Origin of the sequence: Bordetella genomosp. 9, from assembly GCF_002119725.1 — a bacterium.
Lineage (GTDB): Bacteria > Pseudomonadota > Gammaproteobacteria > Burkholderiales > Burkholderiaceae_B > Bordetella_C.
In genome coordinates, this window is the sequence record NZ_CP021109.1 from 140,390 (window position 1) to 156,420 (window position 16,031).

General features: G+C 65.4%; 17 protein-coding genes and 1 pseudogene. 13 read left to right on the forward strand and 5 right to left on the reverse strand.

Going from position 1 to position 16,031, the window contains the following annotated elements; translation table 11 throughout:
• Positions 1-29 precede the first annotated feature (29 nt).
• Positions 30-866, reverse strand: a complete 837-nt coding sequence (locus CAL13_RS00650; protein WP_232467723.1) for an NUDIX hydrolase — start codon at positions 864-866, stop codon at positions 30-32.
• Positions 867-1,118: 252 nt separating this feature from the next.
• Between CAL13_RS00650 and coxB the strand changes: the two genes are divergently transcribed.
• The 5 genes from coxB (at position 1,119) to CAL13_RS00670 (ending at position 5,300) form a co-directional block, all read left to right on the forward strand.
• Positions 1,119-2,279: a cytochrome c oxidase subunit II gene (gene coxB / locus CAL13_RS00655; protein WP_086055782.1), complete on the forward strand. Its 1,161-nt coding sequence runs from the start codon at positions 1,119-1,121 to the stop codon at positions 2,277-2,279.
• A gap of 106 nt (positions 2,280-2,385) precedes the next feature.
• Positions 2,386-3,999 carry a cytochrome c oxidase subunit I gene (gene ctaD / locus CAL13_RS00660; protein WP_086055783.1) on the forward strand — a complete coding sequence of 538 codons (1,614 nt, stop codon included), beginning with the start codon at positions 2,386-2,388 and terminating at the stop codon, positions 3,997-3,999.
• 32 nt (positions 4,000-4,031) lie between these two features.
• Positions 4,032-4,157, forward strand: coding sequence for a cytochrome oxidase small assembly protein (locus tag CAL13_RS21395; protein WP_232462469.1), 126 nt, complete (start codon positions 4,032-4,034; stop codon positions 4,155-4,157).
• A gap of 11 nt (positions 4,158-4,168) precedes the next feature.
• Positions 4,169-4,393 carry a DUF2970 domain-containing protein gene (locus CAL13_RS00665; protein WP_086055784.1) on the forward strand — a complete coding sequence of 75 codons (225 nt, stop codon included), beginning with the start codon at positions 4,169-4,171 and terminating at the stop codon, positions 4,391-4,393.
• A 31-nt stretch (positions 4,394-4,424) separates the two neighbouring features.
• Positions 4,425-5,300 (forward strand): cytochrome c oxidase subunit 3, encoded by an 876-nt coding sequence (locus CAL13_RS00670; protein WP_086055785.1) that lies wholly within the window; start codon positions 4,425-4,427, stop codon positions 5,298-5,300.
• A gap of 163 nt (positions 5,301-5,463) precedes the next feature.
• Here CAL13_RS00670 and CAL13_RS00675 read toward each other — a convergent pair whose 3' ends face one another.
• Positions 5,464-5,664 carry a twin transmembrane helix small protein gene (locus tag CAL13_RS00675; RefSeq protein ID WP_086055786.1) on the reverse strand — a complete coding sequence of 67 codons (201 nt, stop codon included), beginning with the start codon at positions 5,662-5,664 and terminating at the stop codon, positions 5,464-5,466.
• A 36-nt stretch (positions 5,665-5,700) separates the two neighbouring features.
• Here CAL13_RS00675 and CAL13_RS00680 point away from each other — a divergent pair, with 36 nt between their 5' ends.
• From CAL13_RS00680 to CAL13_RS00700, 5 genes are all read left to right on the forward strand, one after another.
• Entirely contained in the window at positions 5,701-6,477 is a 777-nt protein-coding gene (locus CAL13_RS00680) for an SURF1 family protein (protein WP_086071199.1), read from the forward strand.
• Positions 6,478-6,572: 95 nt separating this feature from the next.
• The gene (locus tag CAL13_RS00685; RefSeq protein WP_086071200.1) at positions 6,573-7,211 is read left to right on the forward strand and encodes an SCO family protein; all 639 of its coding nucleotides are present in this window, start codon (positions 6,573-6,575) and stop codon (positions 7,209-7,211) included.
• Positions 7,212-7,215: 4 nt separating this feature from the next.
• Positions 7,216-8,244 (forward strand): COX15/CtaA family protein, encoded by a 1,029-nt coding sequence (locus tag CAL13_RS00690; RefSeq protein WP_086055789.1) that lies wholly within the window; start codon positions 7,216-7,218, stop codon positions 8,242-8,244.
• Between the two features lie 10 nt (positions 8,245-8,254).
• The gene (cyoE, locus tag CAL13_RS00695; RefSeq protein WP_086073448.1) at positions 8,255-9,148 is read left to right on the forward strand and encodes a heme o synthase; all 894 of its coding nucleotides are present in this window, start codon (positions 8,255-8,257) and stop codon (positions 9,146-9,148) included.
• Between the two features lie 20 nt (positions 9,149-9,168).
• Positions 9,169-9,774, forward strand: coding sequence for an SCO family protein (locus CAL13_RS00700; protein WP_086071201.1), 606 nt, complete (start codon positions 9,169-9,171; stop codon positions 9,772-9,774).
• Positions 9,775-9,864: 90 nt separating this feature from the next.
• On the opposite strand, the gene CAL13_RS00705 is transcribed toward CAL13_RS00700, so the two are convergent.
• Positions 9,865-12,402, reverse strand: a complete 2,538-nt coding sequence (locus tag CAL13_RS00705) for a hypothetical protein (protein WP_086071202.1) — start codon at positions 12,400-12,402, stop codon at positions 9,865-9,867.
• On the reverse strand, positions 12,342-13,715 hold the full coding sequence (locus CAL13_RS00710; protein WP_157664765.1) for a hypothetical protein: 1,374 nt from the start codon (positions 13,713-13,715) through the stop codon (positions 12,342-12,344). The genes CAL13_RS00705 and CAL13_RS00710 overlap by 61 nt, the downstream gene beginning before the upstream one ends.
• Between CAL13_RS00710 and CAL13_RS21080 the strand changes: the two genes are divergently transcribed.
• Positions 13,707-13,934, forward strand: a complete 228-nt coding sequence (locus tag CAL13_RS21080) for a hypothetical protein (RefSeq protein ID WP_157664766.1) — start codon at positions 13,707-13,709, stop codon at positions 13,932-13,934. The two genes, CAL13_RS00710 and CAL13_RS21080, sit on opposite strands and share 9 nt — an antisense overlap.
• Positions 13,935-14,099: 165 nt before the next feature.
• Here the strand turns inward: CAL13_RS21080 and CAL13_RS00715 are convergent, their stop codons facing one another.
• The gene (locus CAL13_RS00715) at positions 14,100-14,339 is read right to left on the reverse strand and encodes a DUF3717 domain-containing protein (RefSeq protein ID WP_086059146.1); all 240 of its coding nucleotides are present in this window, start codon (positions 14,337-14,339) and stop codon (positions 14,100-14,102) included.
• 239 nt (positions 14,340-14,578) lie between these two features.
• Here CAL13_RS00715 and CAL13_RS00720 point away from each other — a divergent pair, with 239 nt between their 5' ends.
• The gene (locus CAL13_RS00720; RefSeq protein ID WP_086071204.1) at positions 14,579-15,316 is read left to right on the forward strand and encodes a glycine zipper 2TM domain-containing protein; all 738 of its coding nucleotides are present in this window, start codon (positions 14,579-14,581) and stop codon (positions 15,314-15,316) included.
• A gap of 110 nt (positions 15,317-15,426) precedes the next feature.
• A pseudogene (locus tag CAL13_RS21670) lies at positions 15,427-15,918 on the forward strand (PhaM family polyhydroxyalkanoate granule multifunctional regulatory protein); the annotation flags it as partial.
• Between the last annotated feature and the right edge of the window lie 113 nt (positions 15,919-16,031).

The following is a 16,031-nucleotide window of genomic DNA, read 5'->3' on the forward strand; positions in this document are numbered from 1 at the left end:
GGGCGGCCGGCCTCGCGTCGTGGCAGGCGTTAGCCTTTGCCGGTCAACGCATTCCGGGCAATGTCGTCCACCAGCACCAAGGACGCTTCCAGCGTGAATTCGCCCGCCGCCACCATGGCCAGCGCCTGTTCCGGCGTGACCGTGTCGAAAGCCATGACTTCGCCATCGCGGTTGCCGGGACGCGCGTCGGCATCCATCACACAGCGGCTGACCAGCAGGTCCTCGACCTGGTAGCCCTCGGGCAAGCGGCGGTGCATGCGCAGGATCGTCCGCATGGGTTCGCGCTGCCGTATGTCGTGCGGGCTGAGCCCTGCCTCTTCTTCGCATTCCCGCAGCAGCGCCAGCTCCAGCGATTCGCCCGTGGCCACCAGCCCGCCCACCAGCGTGTCCCACATGCCGGGGTCCGTGGCCTTGTTCAGGGCGCGCCGGGCGATCCACAGGCGCCCGTCGGGCGTCCAGGCGTTCAGGTGCACCGCCCGCGTCAGGATGCCGAGAGGCCGCACCGCCGCCCGCTCGATGGCGCCCAGCCGGTGGCCGTCTTCGTCGTGCACGTCCAACAGTTCGCCGCGCCATCCGCGCAGGCAATCGGCCTGGCGCAGGGTCTGCGCGACGCTGGCCAGCAGGCGATCCAGGTCCGCGCCTTGCGACAGCGGCTCGCCCAGGTGCAGGCCGCCTGGTTCGACGCGGACGCCGGGATGGCCGCGCAAGGCGTCGCAGGCGGCCAGCGTCGCCTGGCCGCAGCGGCGGCCGGCGATGGACAGCGGGCGGGAAAGCGAAGGCGGCGGCTCCTGCGCACGGTCGCGCAAGAGGGCGAACAGGTCCGCGGGCATGGGTGGCGTGGTGAAGGACGAAGGCGATGACGGCATGGCCGGAATTCTATTCCAGGGATGTGCCGGCGGCGGTTCGGTGGACGGCCGCTTTCCGCCGCCGTTACCCCGGGGGGCCGCCTCCGCTATAATCCGGCGGTTTCTTTGTGATTCGAGCAGAACCGACAGGCATGTGTGGTTTGATGCCCGTATCGAAATCTGCCGTCCAACAATTGCGCGTTTTCGTGTAGGTTCCGGCAGCTTCCCTGCCACACCGGCACGGCCCCAAGCGCGCCATGATAGAGGGTCAGCATGAAGAAGTGGAGAGGGATACTGGGGGCCTGTGCACTGCTGTCAAGCGGCATGGCCAGCGCTCAGGTGAAGGACATGCCCGGAGGCCCCAAGGTCGACCAGCTCAACCTGCACGAGGGCGTCACGCGCATCGCCCAGGACGTGATGTGGTTGCACTGGATGATGCTGAGCATCTGCCTGGTGATTTTCATCGGCGTCTTCGGCGTCATGTTCTATTCGATCTGGGCCCACCGGAAATCGCGCGGGCATCAGCCCGCCACCTTCCACGAGCACGTTGGCGTGGAAGTCGCCTGGACCGTCATCCCCTTCATCATCGTGATCGCCATGGCCCTGCCCGCCACCAAGGCGGTGGTCGCCATGAAGGACACCTCAAGCCCCGATCTGACCGTCAAGGTCACGGGTTATCAGTGGAAGTGGGGCTACGAGTACGTCGATGGCCCCGCCACCGGCGTGAAGTTTCTTTCCACGCTTTCCACGCCGCGGGCCCAGATCGAGGGCCGTGAGCCCAAGGGGGATTTCTACCTGATGGAGGTGGACAATCCGCTCGTCGTCCCGGTGGATCAAAAGGTGCGCATCGTGCTGACCGCCGGTGACGTCATTCACTCGTGGATGGTGCCTGACTTCGGCGTGAAGCAGGACGCGATTCCGGGTTTCCTGCGCGACACCTGGTTCCGCGCGGAGAAGGTCGGCACCTATCGCGGCCAGTGTGCGGAACTTTGCGGGAAGGACCACGCCTTCATGCCCATCGTCGTGGACGTCAAGTCCAAGGAAGACTTCGCGAAGTGGGCCGACGATCAGAAGAAGAAAATGGCCGCGGCGGGCGACGATCCCAACAAGCAGTGGACCGAAGCCGATCTGGTCGCGCGTGGCGAAAAAGTCTACGGGGCCAACTGCGTGGTCTGCCACCAGGCCAACGGCAAGGGCGTGCCGGGTTCCTTCCCGGCGCTGGACGGCGACAAGGTCGTTCTCGGCCCTCAGGACGAACAGATCAAGACCGTCCTGCATGGGCGTCCCGGCACGCCGATGCCGGCGTTCATGAACCAGCTCAACGACGTCGAGATCGCCGCGGTCATCACCTATACCCGTCATGCCTGGGGCAATGCGGGCAAGGGTCAGGATCCGACCGTCCAGCCGTCCGCCGTCAAGTCGTCGCCGCACTAGCGCATCGTCCGGACATGCGTCCGGACCCGATCGCGTCCGCCATATACCGAATACCTCAGCCTGGCCGTGGAACGGTCCAGGCAATCCGCAGGAAGGAGTCGAGACTATGAGCAGCGTCACTGTAGACCACGTCTCGCCGGGCCACGGGCACGGCCACGGTCACGATGACCATCACCACGCCATACCCACCGGCTGGCGGCGCTGGCTGTTCGCCACCAACCACAAAGACATCGGGACGATGTATCTCATCTTCTCGTTCGTCATGCTGCTGGAAGGCGGGACGCTCGCGCTGTTGCTTCGCACCGAACTGTTCGAGCCGGGTCTGCAGTTCTTTCGTCCCGAACTGTTCAACCAGTTCACCACGATGCACGGCCTGGTGATGGTGTTCGGCGCCATCATGCCTGCCTTCGTAGGTTTCGCGAACTGGATGATCCCGCTGCAGATCGGCGCGTCGGACATGGCTTTCGCGCGCATGAACAACTTCAGCTTCTGGCTGCTGCCGGCTGCCGGGATCCTGCTGACGGCGTCGTTCTTCGTGCCGGGTGGCGCGACCGCGGCGGGCTGGACGCTGTATGCGCCGCTGTCGCTGCAGATGGGTCCGGGCATGGACATGGCCATCTTCGCGATGCACATCATGGGCGCCTCGTCCATCATGGGCGCGATCAACGTGATCGTGACCATCCTGAATATGCGCGCGCCCGGCATGACGCTGATGAAGATGCCGCTGTTCTGCTGGACGTGGCTGATCACGGCCTTCCTTCTGATCGCCGTCATGCCGGTGCTGGCCGCCGCCATTACGATGGTGCTGACCGACCGCCACTTCGGCACCGGGTTCTTCAACGCGGCCGCGGGCGGCGACCCGGTGCTGTACCAGCACGTGTTCTGGTTCTTTGGCCACCCCGAGGTCTACATCATGATCCTGCCGGCCTTCGGCATCGTGTCCGCGGTGGTTCCAGCGTTCTCCCGCAAGCAACTGTTCGGCTACGCGTCCATGGTGTACGCCACGGCCGCCATCGCGGTGCTGTCCTTCATCGTATGGGCGCATCACATGTTCACCACCGGCATGCCGGTCACCGGCCAGCTGTATTTCATGTACGCCACCATGCTGATCTCCATTCCCACCGGGGTGAAGGTGTTCAACTGGGTGGCGACGATGTGGCGCGGCGCAATGACGTTCGAAACGCCCATGCTGTTCGCCATCGGCTTCATCTTCGTATTCACGATGGGCGGTTTCACCGGTCTTATCCTGTCGATGGCGCCCATCGACATCCAGGTGCACGACACGTACTACGTGGTGGCGCACTTCCATTACGTGCTGGTGGCCGGCTCCCTGTTCGGTTTGTTCGCGGGCGCCTACTACTGGGTGCCGAAGTGGACGGGCCGCATGTACAGCGAAAAGCTCGGCAAGCTGCACTTCTGGTTCTCGTTGATTTCGTTCAACGTGACCTTCTTCCCCATGCACTTCCTGGGGCTGGCGGGCATGCCGCGGCGCTACGCGGACTATGCCGCGCAGTTCACGACCTTCCACCAGGTTGCCACCATCGGCGCGTTCTGGTTCGGTCTGTCGCAGCTTATCTTCCTGTGGGCCATGCTGCGCTGCTTCGCCGGCAAGGGTGAGGTGGCGTCCGCCAAGCCGTGGGACGGCGCCGAAGGGCTGGAGTGGTCGGTGCCCTCGCCCGCGCCTTTCCACACCTTCGAAACCCCGCCGGAAGTGAAGTAAGGCGTGCGCCGGGCACGCAGCAGGGAGCGCAGATGACGCCGGAACAACGCCGCCGCAACCGTATCGCCGGTGTCGTGCTGCTCGTCATTGTCGTGGCGGTCTTTGCTTGGACGATATTCAAGGGAGCCAGCCTGTTCACCGGTTTCCGCCCAGGCTGAGAAAGAACACGATGAGCGACGATCGCGGCCAGGGCCCGCAATCCAGGCCCACGTTTCTGCACACCATGAGGGCGGTGGCGTGGGGCATGCTGGGAATCCGCAAGGGCGCCGCCTATCGCGAGGACGCCACGCGGTTGAACCCCGTGCACCTGGTGATCGCCGGCGTGCTGGCGGGCGCGATTTTCGTCGCGGTCCTGGTGCTCATCGTGCGCTGGGTCGTGGCGAACGTGAGCTGAAATCTATTCGACGTACAAGTGGGAGAAGACCATGAGTGCAGGACACTCGGTGCAAGCGAAACAGGCGCCGTACTACTACGTGCCGGCCGACTCCGGCCATCCCGTCCGCATGGCGGTCGCCTTGCTGGTCACGGCGGTGGGCGCGTCGGCCTGGGTCAACAGCGTGCCGGCCGGCAAATGGCTCGTGCTGGTTGGCCTGTTGGCCGTGATCGCCGTGCTGTTCCGCTGGTTCGGCGACGCCATCGGCGAATCCGAAGGGGGGCTGAACAGCAGGCGCGTTGACGTTTCCTACCGATGGGGGATGAGCTGGTTCATCTTCTCGGAGGTCATGTTCTTCGGTGGGTTTTTCTTCGCCCTCGGCTATGTGCGGCTGATCACGACCCCCTGGCTCGGCGATCTGGACCACAAGCTGCTGTTGTGGCCGGACTTCACCGCCTCCTGGCCCAACTTCGGTCCCGCCGGCGTGGTGGAACACTTCCAGACGGTCGGCCCTTTCCCGCTCCCCACGATCAACACGGCGCTGCTGCTGACTTCCGGCGTCACCTTGACGATCTCGCACCACGCCCTGCGTGCGGCGCATCGCGGCAAGGCGATCTTCTGGCTGGCGGTGACCGTACTGCTGGGCGCGGCCTTCGTTGGCTGCCAGGCTTTCGAGTACCACCACGCGTACACCGAGCTGAACCTGAAGTTCAGCTCCGGCGCCTACGGCTCGCTGTTCTTCATGCTGACCGGCTTCCACGGCTTTCACGTCATCATGGGCGCCACCATGTTGACGGTCATCCTGTTCCGCCTGATCCGCGGCCACTTCACGCCGGACCACCATTTCGGCTTCGAGGGCGCCGCCTGGTATTGGCACTTCGTTGACGTCGTCTGGCTGGGCCTGTACCTGTTCGTGTACTGGTTCTGAGCCCGGTCTTATCCAGGACGCCGCGGATCCGGCTCCGCCGGTCCGCTGGCGTCGCCCCCTTGAGGGGGAAGCGCGTTAGCGCTTCGGGGGTGGGCTCCCCCTCCGGTCCGCAGGCGTGCCCCCTTGAGGGGGAGCGCGCAGCGCTTCGGGGGTGGGCCCTCCTTCACTTTATTCCGGTAGACTCGATCCAGCCGAGGTGATGCGCCAGCAGCACAAACAGAAACAACGCGACGGAAAGGCCGATACGTACCGTCAGGGCATTGACGGTTCTGTTCGTGGTGCCTTTATCCTTCATCAGGTAGATCAGGGCGGATCCAAGGCTGGCGAGGATCCCAATAAAGGCCAGGACGACTAGAACGCGCATGGCGGCCTCCGGGTGCAAAACGGAATTATTGCAGACATGACTCGAGGGCATCGCACGCTCGCCGCATTGGTGCTGCTCGGACTGATGTTCGCATTGTTCGTGTCTCTGGGCCGCTGGCAATTGCGACGCGCCGACGAGCGGCGCGCGCTTCTGGCCGCCATCGAAAACGGCCGCCGCGAACCGCCGCTGGCGCTGAGCGCCGCCACGCCGCCGGACGACCTCCGACCCTGGCGGCCGGTATCGGTGCACGGCCGTTGGCGCGAAGACATGACCGTCCTGCTGGACAACCGCAACCAGAACGGCCGGCCGGGCTATTGGGTGGCCACGCCGCTGATCCTGGAAGGCGGCGAAGGCGTGGCGGTGCTGGTGCTGCGCGGCTGGATGCCGCGCGCAATGCAAGGCGTGCCGGCCGCCGCCATACCGCGCGCGCCGGATGGCGAACCGATTGCCGGCGAACTGGTCCAACGCGTGCCGCGGCTCTTCGAACTGTGGAACCCGGGCGGCGCCCCGGCGGACGGCTTGCCCGCCGCGTGGCCCCTTCCGGGCGGGCCGCCCACCGTGCAGAACCTCGATCTGGACGCCTATGCCAAGGCCACCGCGCTGCGGCTGCTCCCCGCGGTGGTCGAGCAGCACGCGCCCACTGGAGACGGCCTGGTGCGCGAGTGGCCGCAGCCGTCCGTGGATTACCACCAGAATGCGGGCTACGCCATGCAATGGTTCGGCTTTGCCTGCATCGCGGGCATTGCATTCATCGTGGTGGCGGTACGGGCCGCGCGCACGCGCCGTGCGCTGCGCCGTGGACGGGGCCCATAGCGCGGCCATGCTGCGGGGCCGATATCCGGCTCCGTGTACATTCTCACCGTCCAACCTTCATCGAACAGCAGGAACGACACGTGGTTCGCCCCGCCATGCCTTTTGCCGCCGCGGCGCCTCCCGGCCGCCGCCCACGCTCCGCCGCGATCCTCATCGCGATCTTCGCGATCACGCTCGCGCCCATCCTTGCCGCGGTCGTGCTTTACCTGAATCCTCAATGGTGGCCCGACGACAGCAGCAACTACGGAAAACTCATCGAGCCGCAGCGCGACCTGCCGTCCGCCGCGGCGCTTCCGTTGGCAACGCTGGATGGGCAGCCTTTCGACCTGACCACCCTGAGAGGAAAGTGGCTGCTGATGACGGCCGATGGCGGCGCCTGCCCGGAATCCTGCGCGCGCAAGCTCTTCATCATCCGCAATACGCATGCAAGCCAGGGCAAGAACGTGGATCGTCTGGTGCGGGTCTGGTTCATTACGGACGAAGCTCCGGTGCCGCAAAAAGTGCTCGAAGCCTATCGCGGGACGATCATGGTGCGCGCGCGCCCTGAGCAGCTTGCTCCCTTCCTGCTGGGCGACGCCGCCGGCGCGGCGGGCGGGCCTTCCGCGGCCCTGGCTGGGCCGATGTGGATGGCGGACCCGCTGGGTCATCTGATGCTGCAGTTTCCCGTGGACGCCGACCCGCTGAAGGTCCGCAAGGACGTGAGCAAGCTGATCTATAACTCCCGAATTGGTTGAGCGCATGGACCCCGTCATCCAACGCTATCGCAAGCTGGTTTTCTTCATATGGTTTTTGACGCTGGACCTGATCATGTTCGGCGCTTTCGTCCGCCTGACGGATTCCGGGTTGGGGTGCCCCGATTGGCCCGGGTGCTACGGCAGCGCGTCGCCGCTGGGCTCGCTATCGGACATCCATGCCGCCAATCAGGCCATGCCGTTCGGGCCGGTGTCGCTGTCCAAAGCCTGGATCGAGATGATCCATCGCTACGCCGGGTCGATCCTGGGGCTGCTCATCATTGTCATGGTCTACATGGCGTGGCGCCATCGCGACCGGTTGGGCCGGTCGCCCGCCTTGGCGACGGCCGCCCTGGTCGTGGTTTGCGTGCAAGGCGCCTTCGGCGCGTGGACGGTCACGCACCAGCTGATGCCTGTCGTGGTGACGGCGCACCTGCTGTTCGGCATGGTGACCCTGGCCGTCATGACGTGGCTGGCGGCCCGTGAAAGGCCGTATCGTCCCCTGAGCGCGCAGGCGGCGCGGTGGCGCGGCTGGACCATGGGCGGGCTGGCGCTCTTGACGGTACAGATCGCCCTGGGCGGATGGGTCAGCACGAATTACGCGGCGCTGGCCTGCATGGATTTTCCGACGTGCCACGGACAGTGGCTGCCGCCCATGGATTTTGCCGGGGGTTTCTCGATCATCCGGGCCCTGGGCGAATTGCCATCCGGCGAGATGATCTCGCAGTACGCCCTCACGGCGATTCATTGGGTGCATCGGAATTTCGCATTCGTGGTCTTCATCTACATGGGGATCCTGGCAGCTCGGCTGCGTAGCGAACGGGGGTTGCGGGCGCCGGCGAATCTGGTGCTGGGCCTGCTGCTGGCCCAGTTGTTGACGGGGCTGACGACGATCTTCTTCGAATGGCCGCTGCTGATCGCCGTTTTGCACAATGGCGGCGCGGCGGGACTGGTGCTGGCGACGGTTACATTGCTGGTGCGGCTGTTCACGGCGGGACAGCCCGCCCTGCGGGCCCTGGCGCCGCAGCCGGTTTAAAATGACGGTCATGACCAGTTTCGTTGCTTCGGATTCCGGATTGCTGCGCCAGTACGTGGTGCTCACCAAACCGCGTGTGACACAACTCGCGGTTTTTTGCGCTGTGATCGGGATGTTCCTGGCGGCGCCCGGGATGCCGGACCTGAAGCGGGTTGCCTTCGCCACCCTGGGGATCTGGCTGCTTGCCGCCGCCGCGTTCGCCATCAATTGTCTGATCGAGCAGGAAGTCGACGCCCGCATGCTGCGCACCGCCCGGCGTCCCACTGCCCGCGGCAGCATCATGCCGCAGCAGGTGATCGCGCTGTCGGGCCTGCTCGGCGGCGCCGGCATGCTGGTGCTGTACAACCTGGTCAACCCGCTGACGATGTGGCTGACCTTTGCGACCTTCGTCGGCTACGCCGTCATCTATACGATCATCCTGAAGCCTCGCACCCCGCAGAATATCGTGATCGGCGGGCTGTCGGGCGCGATGCCGCCCGCGTTGGGTTGGGCCGCCATTGCGGACGCCGCGCCGGCGCAGGCCTGGGTGCTGGTGCTCATCATCTTTATCTGGACGCCGCCCCATTTCTGGGCGCTGGCGCTCTACCGCACCAACGACTACGTGAAGGCCGGGCTGCCGATGCTGCCGGTGACACACGGCCAGAAGTTCACGCGACTGCATATCCTGCTTTACAGCATCGCGCTGCTTGCGACGACGTTGCTGCCCTATGCGATCCAGATGAGCGGGCTGCTTTATCTGGCATGTGCGCTGGTGCTCGGCGGCGTGTTCGTCAAGTACGCCTGGCAGCTGTACCGGTCCTATTCGGATGCGCTGGCCCGGAAGCTGTTCCGCTATTCCATCGTTTACCTGGCGCTGCTGTTCGGGGCGCTTCTGATCGATCACTGGGCCCAGCTGCTGGGCTGACCCCGTCGCGAGAGCTTTCCATGCCTGTTTCGCCCGATTCGCGCCGCGCGGTTCTGCGCGCCCTGGCCGCCGCCCCGATCGCGGGATTCCTGACCGCATGCGGGCAGGGGTCGCCGGCTTTCAAGGGCAGCGATATCAGCGGTACGCACCTGGGGAAGGCTTTGTCGATGGTGGACCAGGACGGGCGGCCCCGCACGCTGGCGGATTATGCCGGCAAGGTGCTGGTGGTGTTCTTCGGCTACACGCAGTGCCCGGATGTATGCCCGACGTCGCTCGCGGAGATGGCGCAGGTGATGCAGGCGCTCGGCGAGGACGCGGCGCGGGTGCAGGTGATCATGGTAACCGTGGATCCGGAGCGCGATACGCCGGAGGTCCTGAAGCAATATGTGCAGACATTCAACCCGACGTTCGTCGGGTTGACGGGGACGCCCGAGCAGGTGCGGCAGGCGGCGCAGTCGTTCAAGGTGTATTACGCGAAGGTGCCGGCGAAGAACGGCGTCGACTACAGCATGGATCACAGCGCGGCGTTTTATCTGCTGGATGCGAAGGGTGAGGCCCGCGTGCTGGCGGGTAATGGCACCGACGTGGATTCGCTCGTGCACGATATCAAGGCCTTGCTGGCCTGAGGGCACTCGAAAAAGCGGGCTTCGGACATCGCGCCGGAGCGAGGCGCTCCGGCGCTTGCGAGACGTCAAGTGCCCGCCGGCTCCAGGCCGCTAAGGCTGCGTCTGCGAACCCGCTGGCTGCGTCGTGTCGGCAGTGAGCCACCGGTCATTGCCCGCAGAGGGGTTCCAGGCTTCGGCGGGAGGACCCGTCATCGGAAACAGCTTGGAGAGATACTCGTCCTGAATCCTGACGTAGTGTTCAATCCTTCGGAGGTTCTCTTTGTCCGGTTTCTCACTCCAGCCCGCGTAAGTCAACCGGCGCGCCTGCGTAACGCCGCTTTCCTGCAGTACGCGTTGCGCCAGATATTCCACTACGCCACGATCCAACGAGGAACCGTCGGGATCCCTCATCCGCGTCAGGAAGTGCATCATCTCATGGACGATGGTTGCCGGACTCGCGATGGGACCGACTGTCCCGCCGTCGTAGACGGCTCCAAAAAGCTTCGTTTCCCCGTTTACTGCCATTGGAGTCCAACAGGGCGGCGCCTGCACGTCAGGCACGACGATCTTTTTTGCATCGGGGTGGCGTACTGTAACGTGGTAGCGATGGGACGTCTGGGCTGTGCCGTTTGTCAGCGTATCGGGCGCGACGATATGCATGACCCATGCAAGGTCTTTCCGGAGAATGCCATTGTCCCTTGCATAATTGGCCAGGCCGCGGAATGTCTCGGATCGCGCATAAAGATCCTTTAGAAACCGGCGCATGTTCTCCACTATCCGGTCCTCCATACGGTCGGCATTGGACGGATCGGCCAGGCTTGGGTCGACTTTGGCGTAGGCGGAGGTTCGCAGATTGGCGACGTAGAAGTCGAGGTACTGGTCGAGCTCGTTGTCCCACCATGGGTAATGGGTGAGATCCGTGGCTTCTCCCAGAATCGTCTTCGCAAGCCGCACCGTTTCCGTATCCGCGATGCGCGTCGGCTTTATCGTGGCCGGATTGATGACGATGCGGTCCGCCATATCTTTCACGGCGTCCGCGTCGATTCTGCGCGTTACCGCACTCCCGGCGCCCGCCGTGCCCGGCTTGCCTCCTCCGCCCTGTAGTCGAGGGACGGTTTCCGCCTTGCGCCATGCGGCCTGGCCCTTGTCCCAGACCAGGCGCGGCCCGCCATCGCGCGTTCCGGGCAAGGGCGCGCCGGCGATGCGCCAGATGGGCCGTTCCCGTGTGCTGGTCGCGCGATCAGGCAGCACTTCCAGAAAGTCGCCGCCGATTTCGGCGTAGCGTTTGCCGCCGAGCATGATGGTGCCGTCTCCGGACCTTGCCGCGCTGGCGAGGGTCTGCCGCAGCGTGGCTTCGGAAATCCGATAGCGCGCCACGATGCCGTCAGGCAGCATGGTCCCGTCCCGGTGCCCGATGCGGTCTGCCTGGAATGACGAATGATGGGCCTGGCTCACCCAACCGCCCTGGCGGGCGTCATAAACGAGCAGTGTCGATATTTCGGCGGTGGACGGCGCCTGCGGTCCCGACCCGGTGGGCCGGGCAGGCACGGTGCGCCAAGGGACCGGACCGCCGGCGGCGAATGGCGTGGCCTTCTCGACCTGGACATAGTCGCCAGCGATGAAGGCAAATGTTTTGCCGTCAACCGCGATGGTGCCGTCGGCGGACACGGGCGTCCGGCGCAGCAGGTCGAGCATGGCGCGGCCGGCGACCGCGTTGCGCGTCAGTTCCGATATTTCCAGCGATGGGCTGAGACGTCCGTCGGACGCGCGCAAAAGCACGGGCCCGGCAGGTTGAAGCCGATAGGGGTCCAGGCGCACATAGGCGGTGCCGAAGCGTTGTAGCCATTGCGTACCGCCATTGTCCAAAACTGCCCTGACGAAGGGCGCTTGGACGCCGCCGGGCGCGGGTACGGCCGGCGCCGCCATGCGCGGCTTTGCCCAGAGCGGCGCCTTCATGCCTGATGTATTCAATAAGCCGGCGCGCCCGCGAAGCCGGGCGGCAAGGCCGGGAAACTTGCCGCGCAGGCCCGCGGCGGCCTTGCGCAGCGTTTCGGGGCGCAGATACTTATACGACCGCCGAAGCAGCGACGATGCGCCGGGGGCAAGGGCATCGATCGCAGTGCTGGCGGTATGCATCGCGTGCGCGCCGATCGACAACGCCCGGGCGTAGGCCCCCGCGTACTGCACGCCCAGCATTGCTCCTTTCAACAACCCGCGGCGCGCGAATGAACCGATCGCGACCTGGATTCCCAGAAAAAGGGCCTTCTTGCCGACGGCCATGAGCTTGCCGGCGGCAACCGCCGGAGGAATCAATGTGACTACGCCGGAGATGAACGATAGGTACGCCGTTACGTAGTCGCCTCTTTTGATGCCGGTATAAACGCCGTAGAACGGGACGACCGTCTCCAGGACGCGATCCGCTCTGCTGACCCCGTCCTGGACAGGCGCGCCTTGATCCTTGAGCGCCAGCAGCTTGGGGCGAAACTCGGCGTCGATGGCGTCGTCGAAGCGGCGCGCCTGCCCGCGTACCAGCTGATCGAAGGAACATTTGAAGTTCACCTCCGAACCCGATGCCGCTTCGATCTTTTTCAGGTCTTCCGCGGCCAGGGCGAGATGGCGGTTGCTTCTAAGCCAGTCCTCGCGGCCCATCGTGTCTGGAATTTTTCGACGATGCCGCTGGGAGAGAAGAAGTACCGATAGAGCGACTTGCCGTCGCTGTATCGGATGAAAAAGCCGTACGCCTGGATATCGCTGGGCGAGGTGATGGCGATGCGGTCGATGCGAATCGACGCATCGGGGTCGCCTTCCCTGAAGCCGTCTTGCCGCGCGATGTCCGTCATGACGCGGACGAGGCCCTTGTGGGCGTCGATGTAGTTCGAAATATAGGCGTCGAATTTGCGGTTGTAGACGTCCTTGTACCGGGGCGCGTTGTCGCCGATCTCAGCGATCAGGTCGTTGTTGTAGGGGCCGGGTTCGATTTCGGACAGGTCGTTGAATCTGACGTAGAAGTCATGCAGCTTGAAGCTGAGCCGCTTGCCCTTGGAAGAAACCGGTTCTTCGATGACGATGGCCCTGGGGTCCAGGCCCAGCTCCTTCAGGGCCTCTTCGGCGATGCCTTGCGCCGTCGGCGGGTCTCCAAGCGCCAACAGACGTGCGGTGACTTCCCCCAGCGCGATTTCGGATTTGAACTCCTGGGCCGCGAATGCCTGGATTTTTTCCGTGATTTCAGCCTGGTTATCTTCCCGCAGCTGGGCCAGGTCCGCCTTGCCGGCGGCGTGCGCCATGAGCAGTACCGCGGTCTGCGCGAGCTCGTGCCCGCGTTCCGCGCTTGACGTTGGCGCCATACTCATCGCCTGACCGAAGGCCGTGACTTCGTCGAAAGACAGGGCTGCCGGATTCAGGCCAGCGTCTTTGCAGGCTTCGATGCCGGCCCAGAGATTCATCCAGTCGCGGCTGCCGTAGCGTACGGTTTGCGGCAGCGGATGAAAGGAAAGCGTGGGGTCCCCGATCAGCGCGGTTCTCAGCTGCGGGATCATCGCACCAAGCCCTTTGGTGCCGGCCGCGGCGTCCAAGGCCTGCCCGATGCGCGCATCCATCGCGGCGGCCGCATCGCGAAGGGATAGGCGGGTGGCATTGCGCAGGGTGATGCCGTCATAGAACACCGTTGCCCCATCGGCGCCATCGGCCCCCAGCGCCGCCTTCCAATCGATGGCGCGCGTCAACGAAAGGACCAGCGCGTTGGCCAGCAGCCGGCGATGGCCGGCCTCGAGGCTGGCAGCGTCGACGTCGCCTTCGAACAGACCGGAGGCCTTGGCAAGGCCCAGCAGCAGCGACGTGTCGTCTTCCAGCCACCTGCCTGCCGTATCGGCGTCCCCTTTCGCATGCGGAGCGAAATAGGCGGCGATGACGTGCGACGCATCCGCCTCGGCGGGAAGATTGCGCGCGGCGCGCGCATGGGCCACGAAAGCGGCGACGATGCGGCGAGCCGTTGCTTCATGGTCGACGGAGCCATTCGCGTCGCGGCCGCCGCCCTCGTCCGCGGCTCGCGTATCGCCGGTCCTGCTGTTTCCTATGTCTGCGATCCGCGCTGCGAAAAGGTCTGCGTCGTCGTTATTTGCGGCGTTCGGATATTTCGCGCTCGCGGCATCGACCGTGAAGGGGGGTGGCGGGGCTTCGAATGATCGCGCATCCGCCGGGGGCGGGGAAAGGCTGTCTTTCGCGACAGGAGAGGGGCTGATGACTGACATTTGCAACGACTCCAAAACTGCCGGTCCCCTCGGCAGGGACACGACGAGGCACTTTTGGCACCGGCGCCGCTGCTCCGTTCCTCTCTCACCAGTCCGAATTCAGCCGTTGGCGTTTCCCGGTTGTCCCATCGCGGCGCGCCAGGACTCGAAGGCCGCGCCGGCGGGGCCATCCAGGTCTTGCAGGGTGAATTCCCGCTGGCGGGCGAAGATCATCATCGCGTAGGGCACAGCCAGTGCCGCGGCCTCCGGGCAGAGGCGGGACTCGTCGCCCGTGGAGGGCGAGCGGTTGCGCCAGTAGTTGATCGCGTCTTCGAGGCGGGAGATGGGAATCGTGTCCATGATGGCATTGTCACAGAATCCGCAGCGAAGCCGTGCGGCATCGTCGCGGATGTTGGAGGCCGGTTCGACGGCGGGACGCCGTCGGCGGCCGGCATAAAAATAGCGTAGCTGGACGAGCGTGCCAGTGGCCGGCAGCAGCGCGCGCGCCTGGCCGCAGCGTTTTCAAACGGTCACTTTGGCAATACGCCGAAAAGGGTGCCCGATGCTATACATCGGGCCGTCTTTCAAAGGAGGCCAAGATGAATACTCCAGCGTCTTCCCCAGCCGTCACGGCCCGTCGCGGCTTGCATCCCCTGGTCGCGATCGCGTCGGTCTGCGTGATCGCGCTGTGCGCGGTCGCCATTGCCGCCATCCTGGGTTGGCTGCCGACGCCGAAGGCACAGCAGGAAGCGGCTCAAAGCGCGACCGCGGCGGCGCCGCAAGCGGGGGCCGTTCAGGGCGCGGCGCCCGTGGCGCAGCCCGCGCCCGCACCCATGCCGGCGCGAGCGGATCAGGTTGCAGCAGAACAGGCCGCGACAGGTCAAGCCGCGACGGGCCAGGTTGGAACCAACCAGGTTGGGACGAACCAGGTTGGCACGGGCCAGGTTGGGCCCGGCCAAGCGCCCGGTGCCGGGAGCCAGGCGGCATGCCCGCATTGCGGCGTAGTGGTGTCGGTGAATACGGTCCAAGTGCCGGTGCAGAACCGCAGCGAGCCCATCCTCGGGACGGTGGCTGGCGGGGTTGTCGGTGGGGTGGTGGGAAACCAGTTCGGTGGCGGCAATGGCAGGACCGCGATGACCGTGCTGGGGGCGGTGGGCGGCGCTTTGGCAGGCCGTGAAATCGAGCGTAATATGAAACAGCAACAGACGGTGACACAGTATCGGCTGGTGGCGCGGACGAACGACGGGCGCACGCATACGTTCCGCAGCTCGACGCCGTTCCAGTACGCGCCTGGGCAAGCGATACGGGTAGAGAACAATCAATTGCTCCCGCAATAAAGGCGCGAAGACAGGGGGACGGCGGCCCCTGCGTATGGCCGCCATCGGATGCGCCTTACCCGGTGTGGCCGTGGGCGCGGCCGCGCAGAAGGGGGGCGCGAGAGGACACGATGACAGACCAGAACACGAATCCCTTCGTCCTGCCCGGCATGGGCCAAGGCGGCAGCGAGTCCGGCGGTAATCCGCTGATCGCCAGCATGGAGATGATGCGGCAGGCCTGGACGAACCTGATGGGCCCGAACGGGCTGGCGCAGACGCTGCCGATGACGCCGCCGATGAACATACAGGATCTGGAGCGCCGCATCGCCGAGCTGCGCACGGTGGAAAGCTGGCTGCGCATGAATCTGTCGATGTTGTCCAGCACGATACAAGGGCTGGAAGTGCAGCGATCCACGATTGCGACGCTGCGTTCATTCGTCGATACCCTGGGTTCCCAAGGACAGGGCGCTGGCGGCTGGGGCGAAGCCTCGCCGCTCGAAGTGGCGCTCGGCTTGAAGCCGGCGCATCGCCGGGACCAGGCCGAAGCCGGTGACCGCCGCGCCGCGGGCGGAAGCGGGGCCGAGCGGCCGTCCGCATCGGGGAGCGGGTCGGGGGGCGCAGGCTCGCCGGAAGCCGGCTCGCCCCAGCCTGCCGGCGCATCCGAGCCGGCGGATGCGGGAATGTGGCCGCCGGGCATGGCCGCCGCCGGCGCGGCGTCCAGCCGCGCTTCGACGGC

What these genes read in the sequence shown, in the direction of transcription:
- ctaD (WP_086055783.1), top strand. Translation starts at nt 2,386, where the DNA reads ATGAGCAGCGTCACTGTAGACCACGTCTCGCCGGGCCACGGGCACGGC.
- cyoE (WP_086073448.1), top strand. Translation starts at nt 8,255, where the DNA reads ATGACCAGTTTCGTTGCTTCGGATTCCGGATTGCTGCGCCAGTACGTG.
- CAL13_RS00665 (WP_086055784.1), top strand. Translation starts at nt 4,169, where the DNA reads ATGAGCGACGATCGCGGCCAGGGCCCGCAATCCAGGCCCACGTTTCTG.
- CAL13_RS00685 (WP_086071200.1), top strand. Translation starts at nt 6,573, where the DNA reads ATGCCTTTTGCCGCCGCGGCGCCTCCCGGCCGCCGCCCACGCTCCGCC.
- CAL13_RS00675 (WP_086055786.1), bottom strand. Translation starts at nt 5,664, where the DNA reads ATGCGCGTTCTAGTCGTCCTGGCCTTTATTGGGATCCTCGCCAGCCTT.
- CAL13_RS00690 (WP_086055789.1), top strand. Translation starts at nt 7,216, where the DNA reads ATGGACCCCGTCATCCAACGCTATCGCAAGCTGGTTTTCTTCATATGG.
- CAL13_RS00720 (WP_086071204.1), top strand. Translation starts at nt 14,579, where the DNA reads ATGAATACTCCAGCGTCTTCCCCAGCCGTCACGGCCCGTCGCGGCTTG.
- CAL13_RS00650 (WP_232467723.1), bottom strand. Translation starts at nt 866, where the DNA reads ATGCCGTCATCGCCTTCGTCCTTCACCACGCCACCCATGCCCGCGGAC.
- CAL13_RS00705 (WP_086071202.1), bottom strand. Translation starts at nt 12,402, where the DNA reads ATGGGCCGCGAGGACTGGCTTAGAAGCAACCGCCATCTCGCCCTGGCC.
- CAL13_RS21395 (WP_232462469.1), top strand. Translation starts at nt 4,032, where the DNA reads ATGACGCCGGAACAACGCCGCCGCAACCGTATCGCCGGTGTCGTGCTG.
- CAL13_RS00670 (WP_086055785.1), top strand. Translation starts at nt 4,425, where the DNA reads ATGAGTGCAGGACACTCGGTGCAAGCGAAACAGGCGCCGTACTACTAC.
- CAL13_RS00715 (WP_086059146.1), bottom strand. Translation starts at nt 14,339, where the DNA reads ATGGACACGATTCCCATCTCCCGCCTCGAAGACGCGATCAACTACTGG.
- CAL13_RS00680 (WP_086071199.1), top strand. Translation starts at nt 5,701, where the DNA reads ATGACTCGAGGGCATCGCACGCTCGCCGCATTGGTGCTGCTCGGACTG.
- CAL13_RS21080 (WP_157664766.1), top strand. Translation starts at nt 13,707, where the DNA reads ATGGGCCACGAAAGCGGCGACGATGCGGCGAGCCGTTGCTTCATGGTC.
- CAL13_RS00700 (WP_086071201.1), top strand. Translation starts at nt 9,169, where the DNA reads ATGCCTGTTTCGCCCGATTCGCGCCGCGCGGTTCTGCGCGCCCTGGCC.
- coxB (WP_086055782.1), top strand. Translation starts at nt 1,119, where the DNA reads ATGAAGAAGTGGAGAGGGATACTGGGGGCCTGTGCACTGCTGTCAAGC.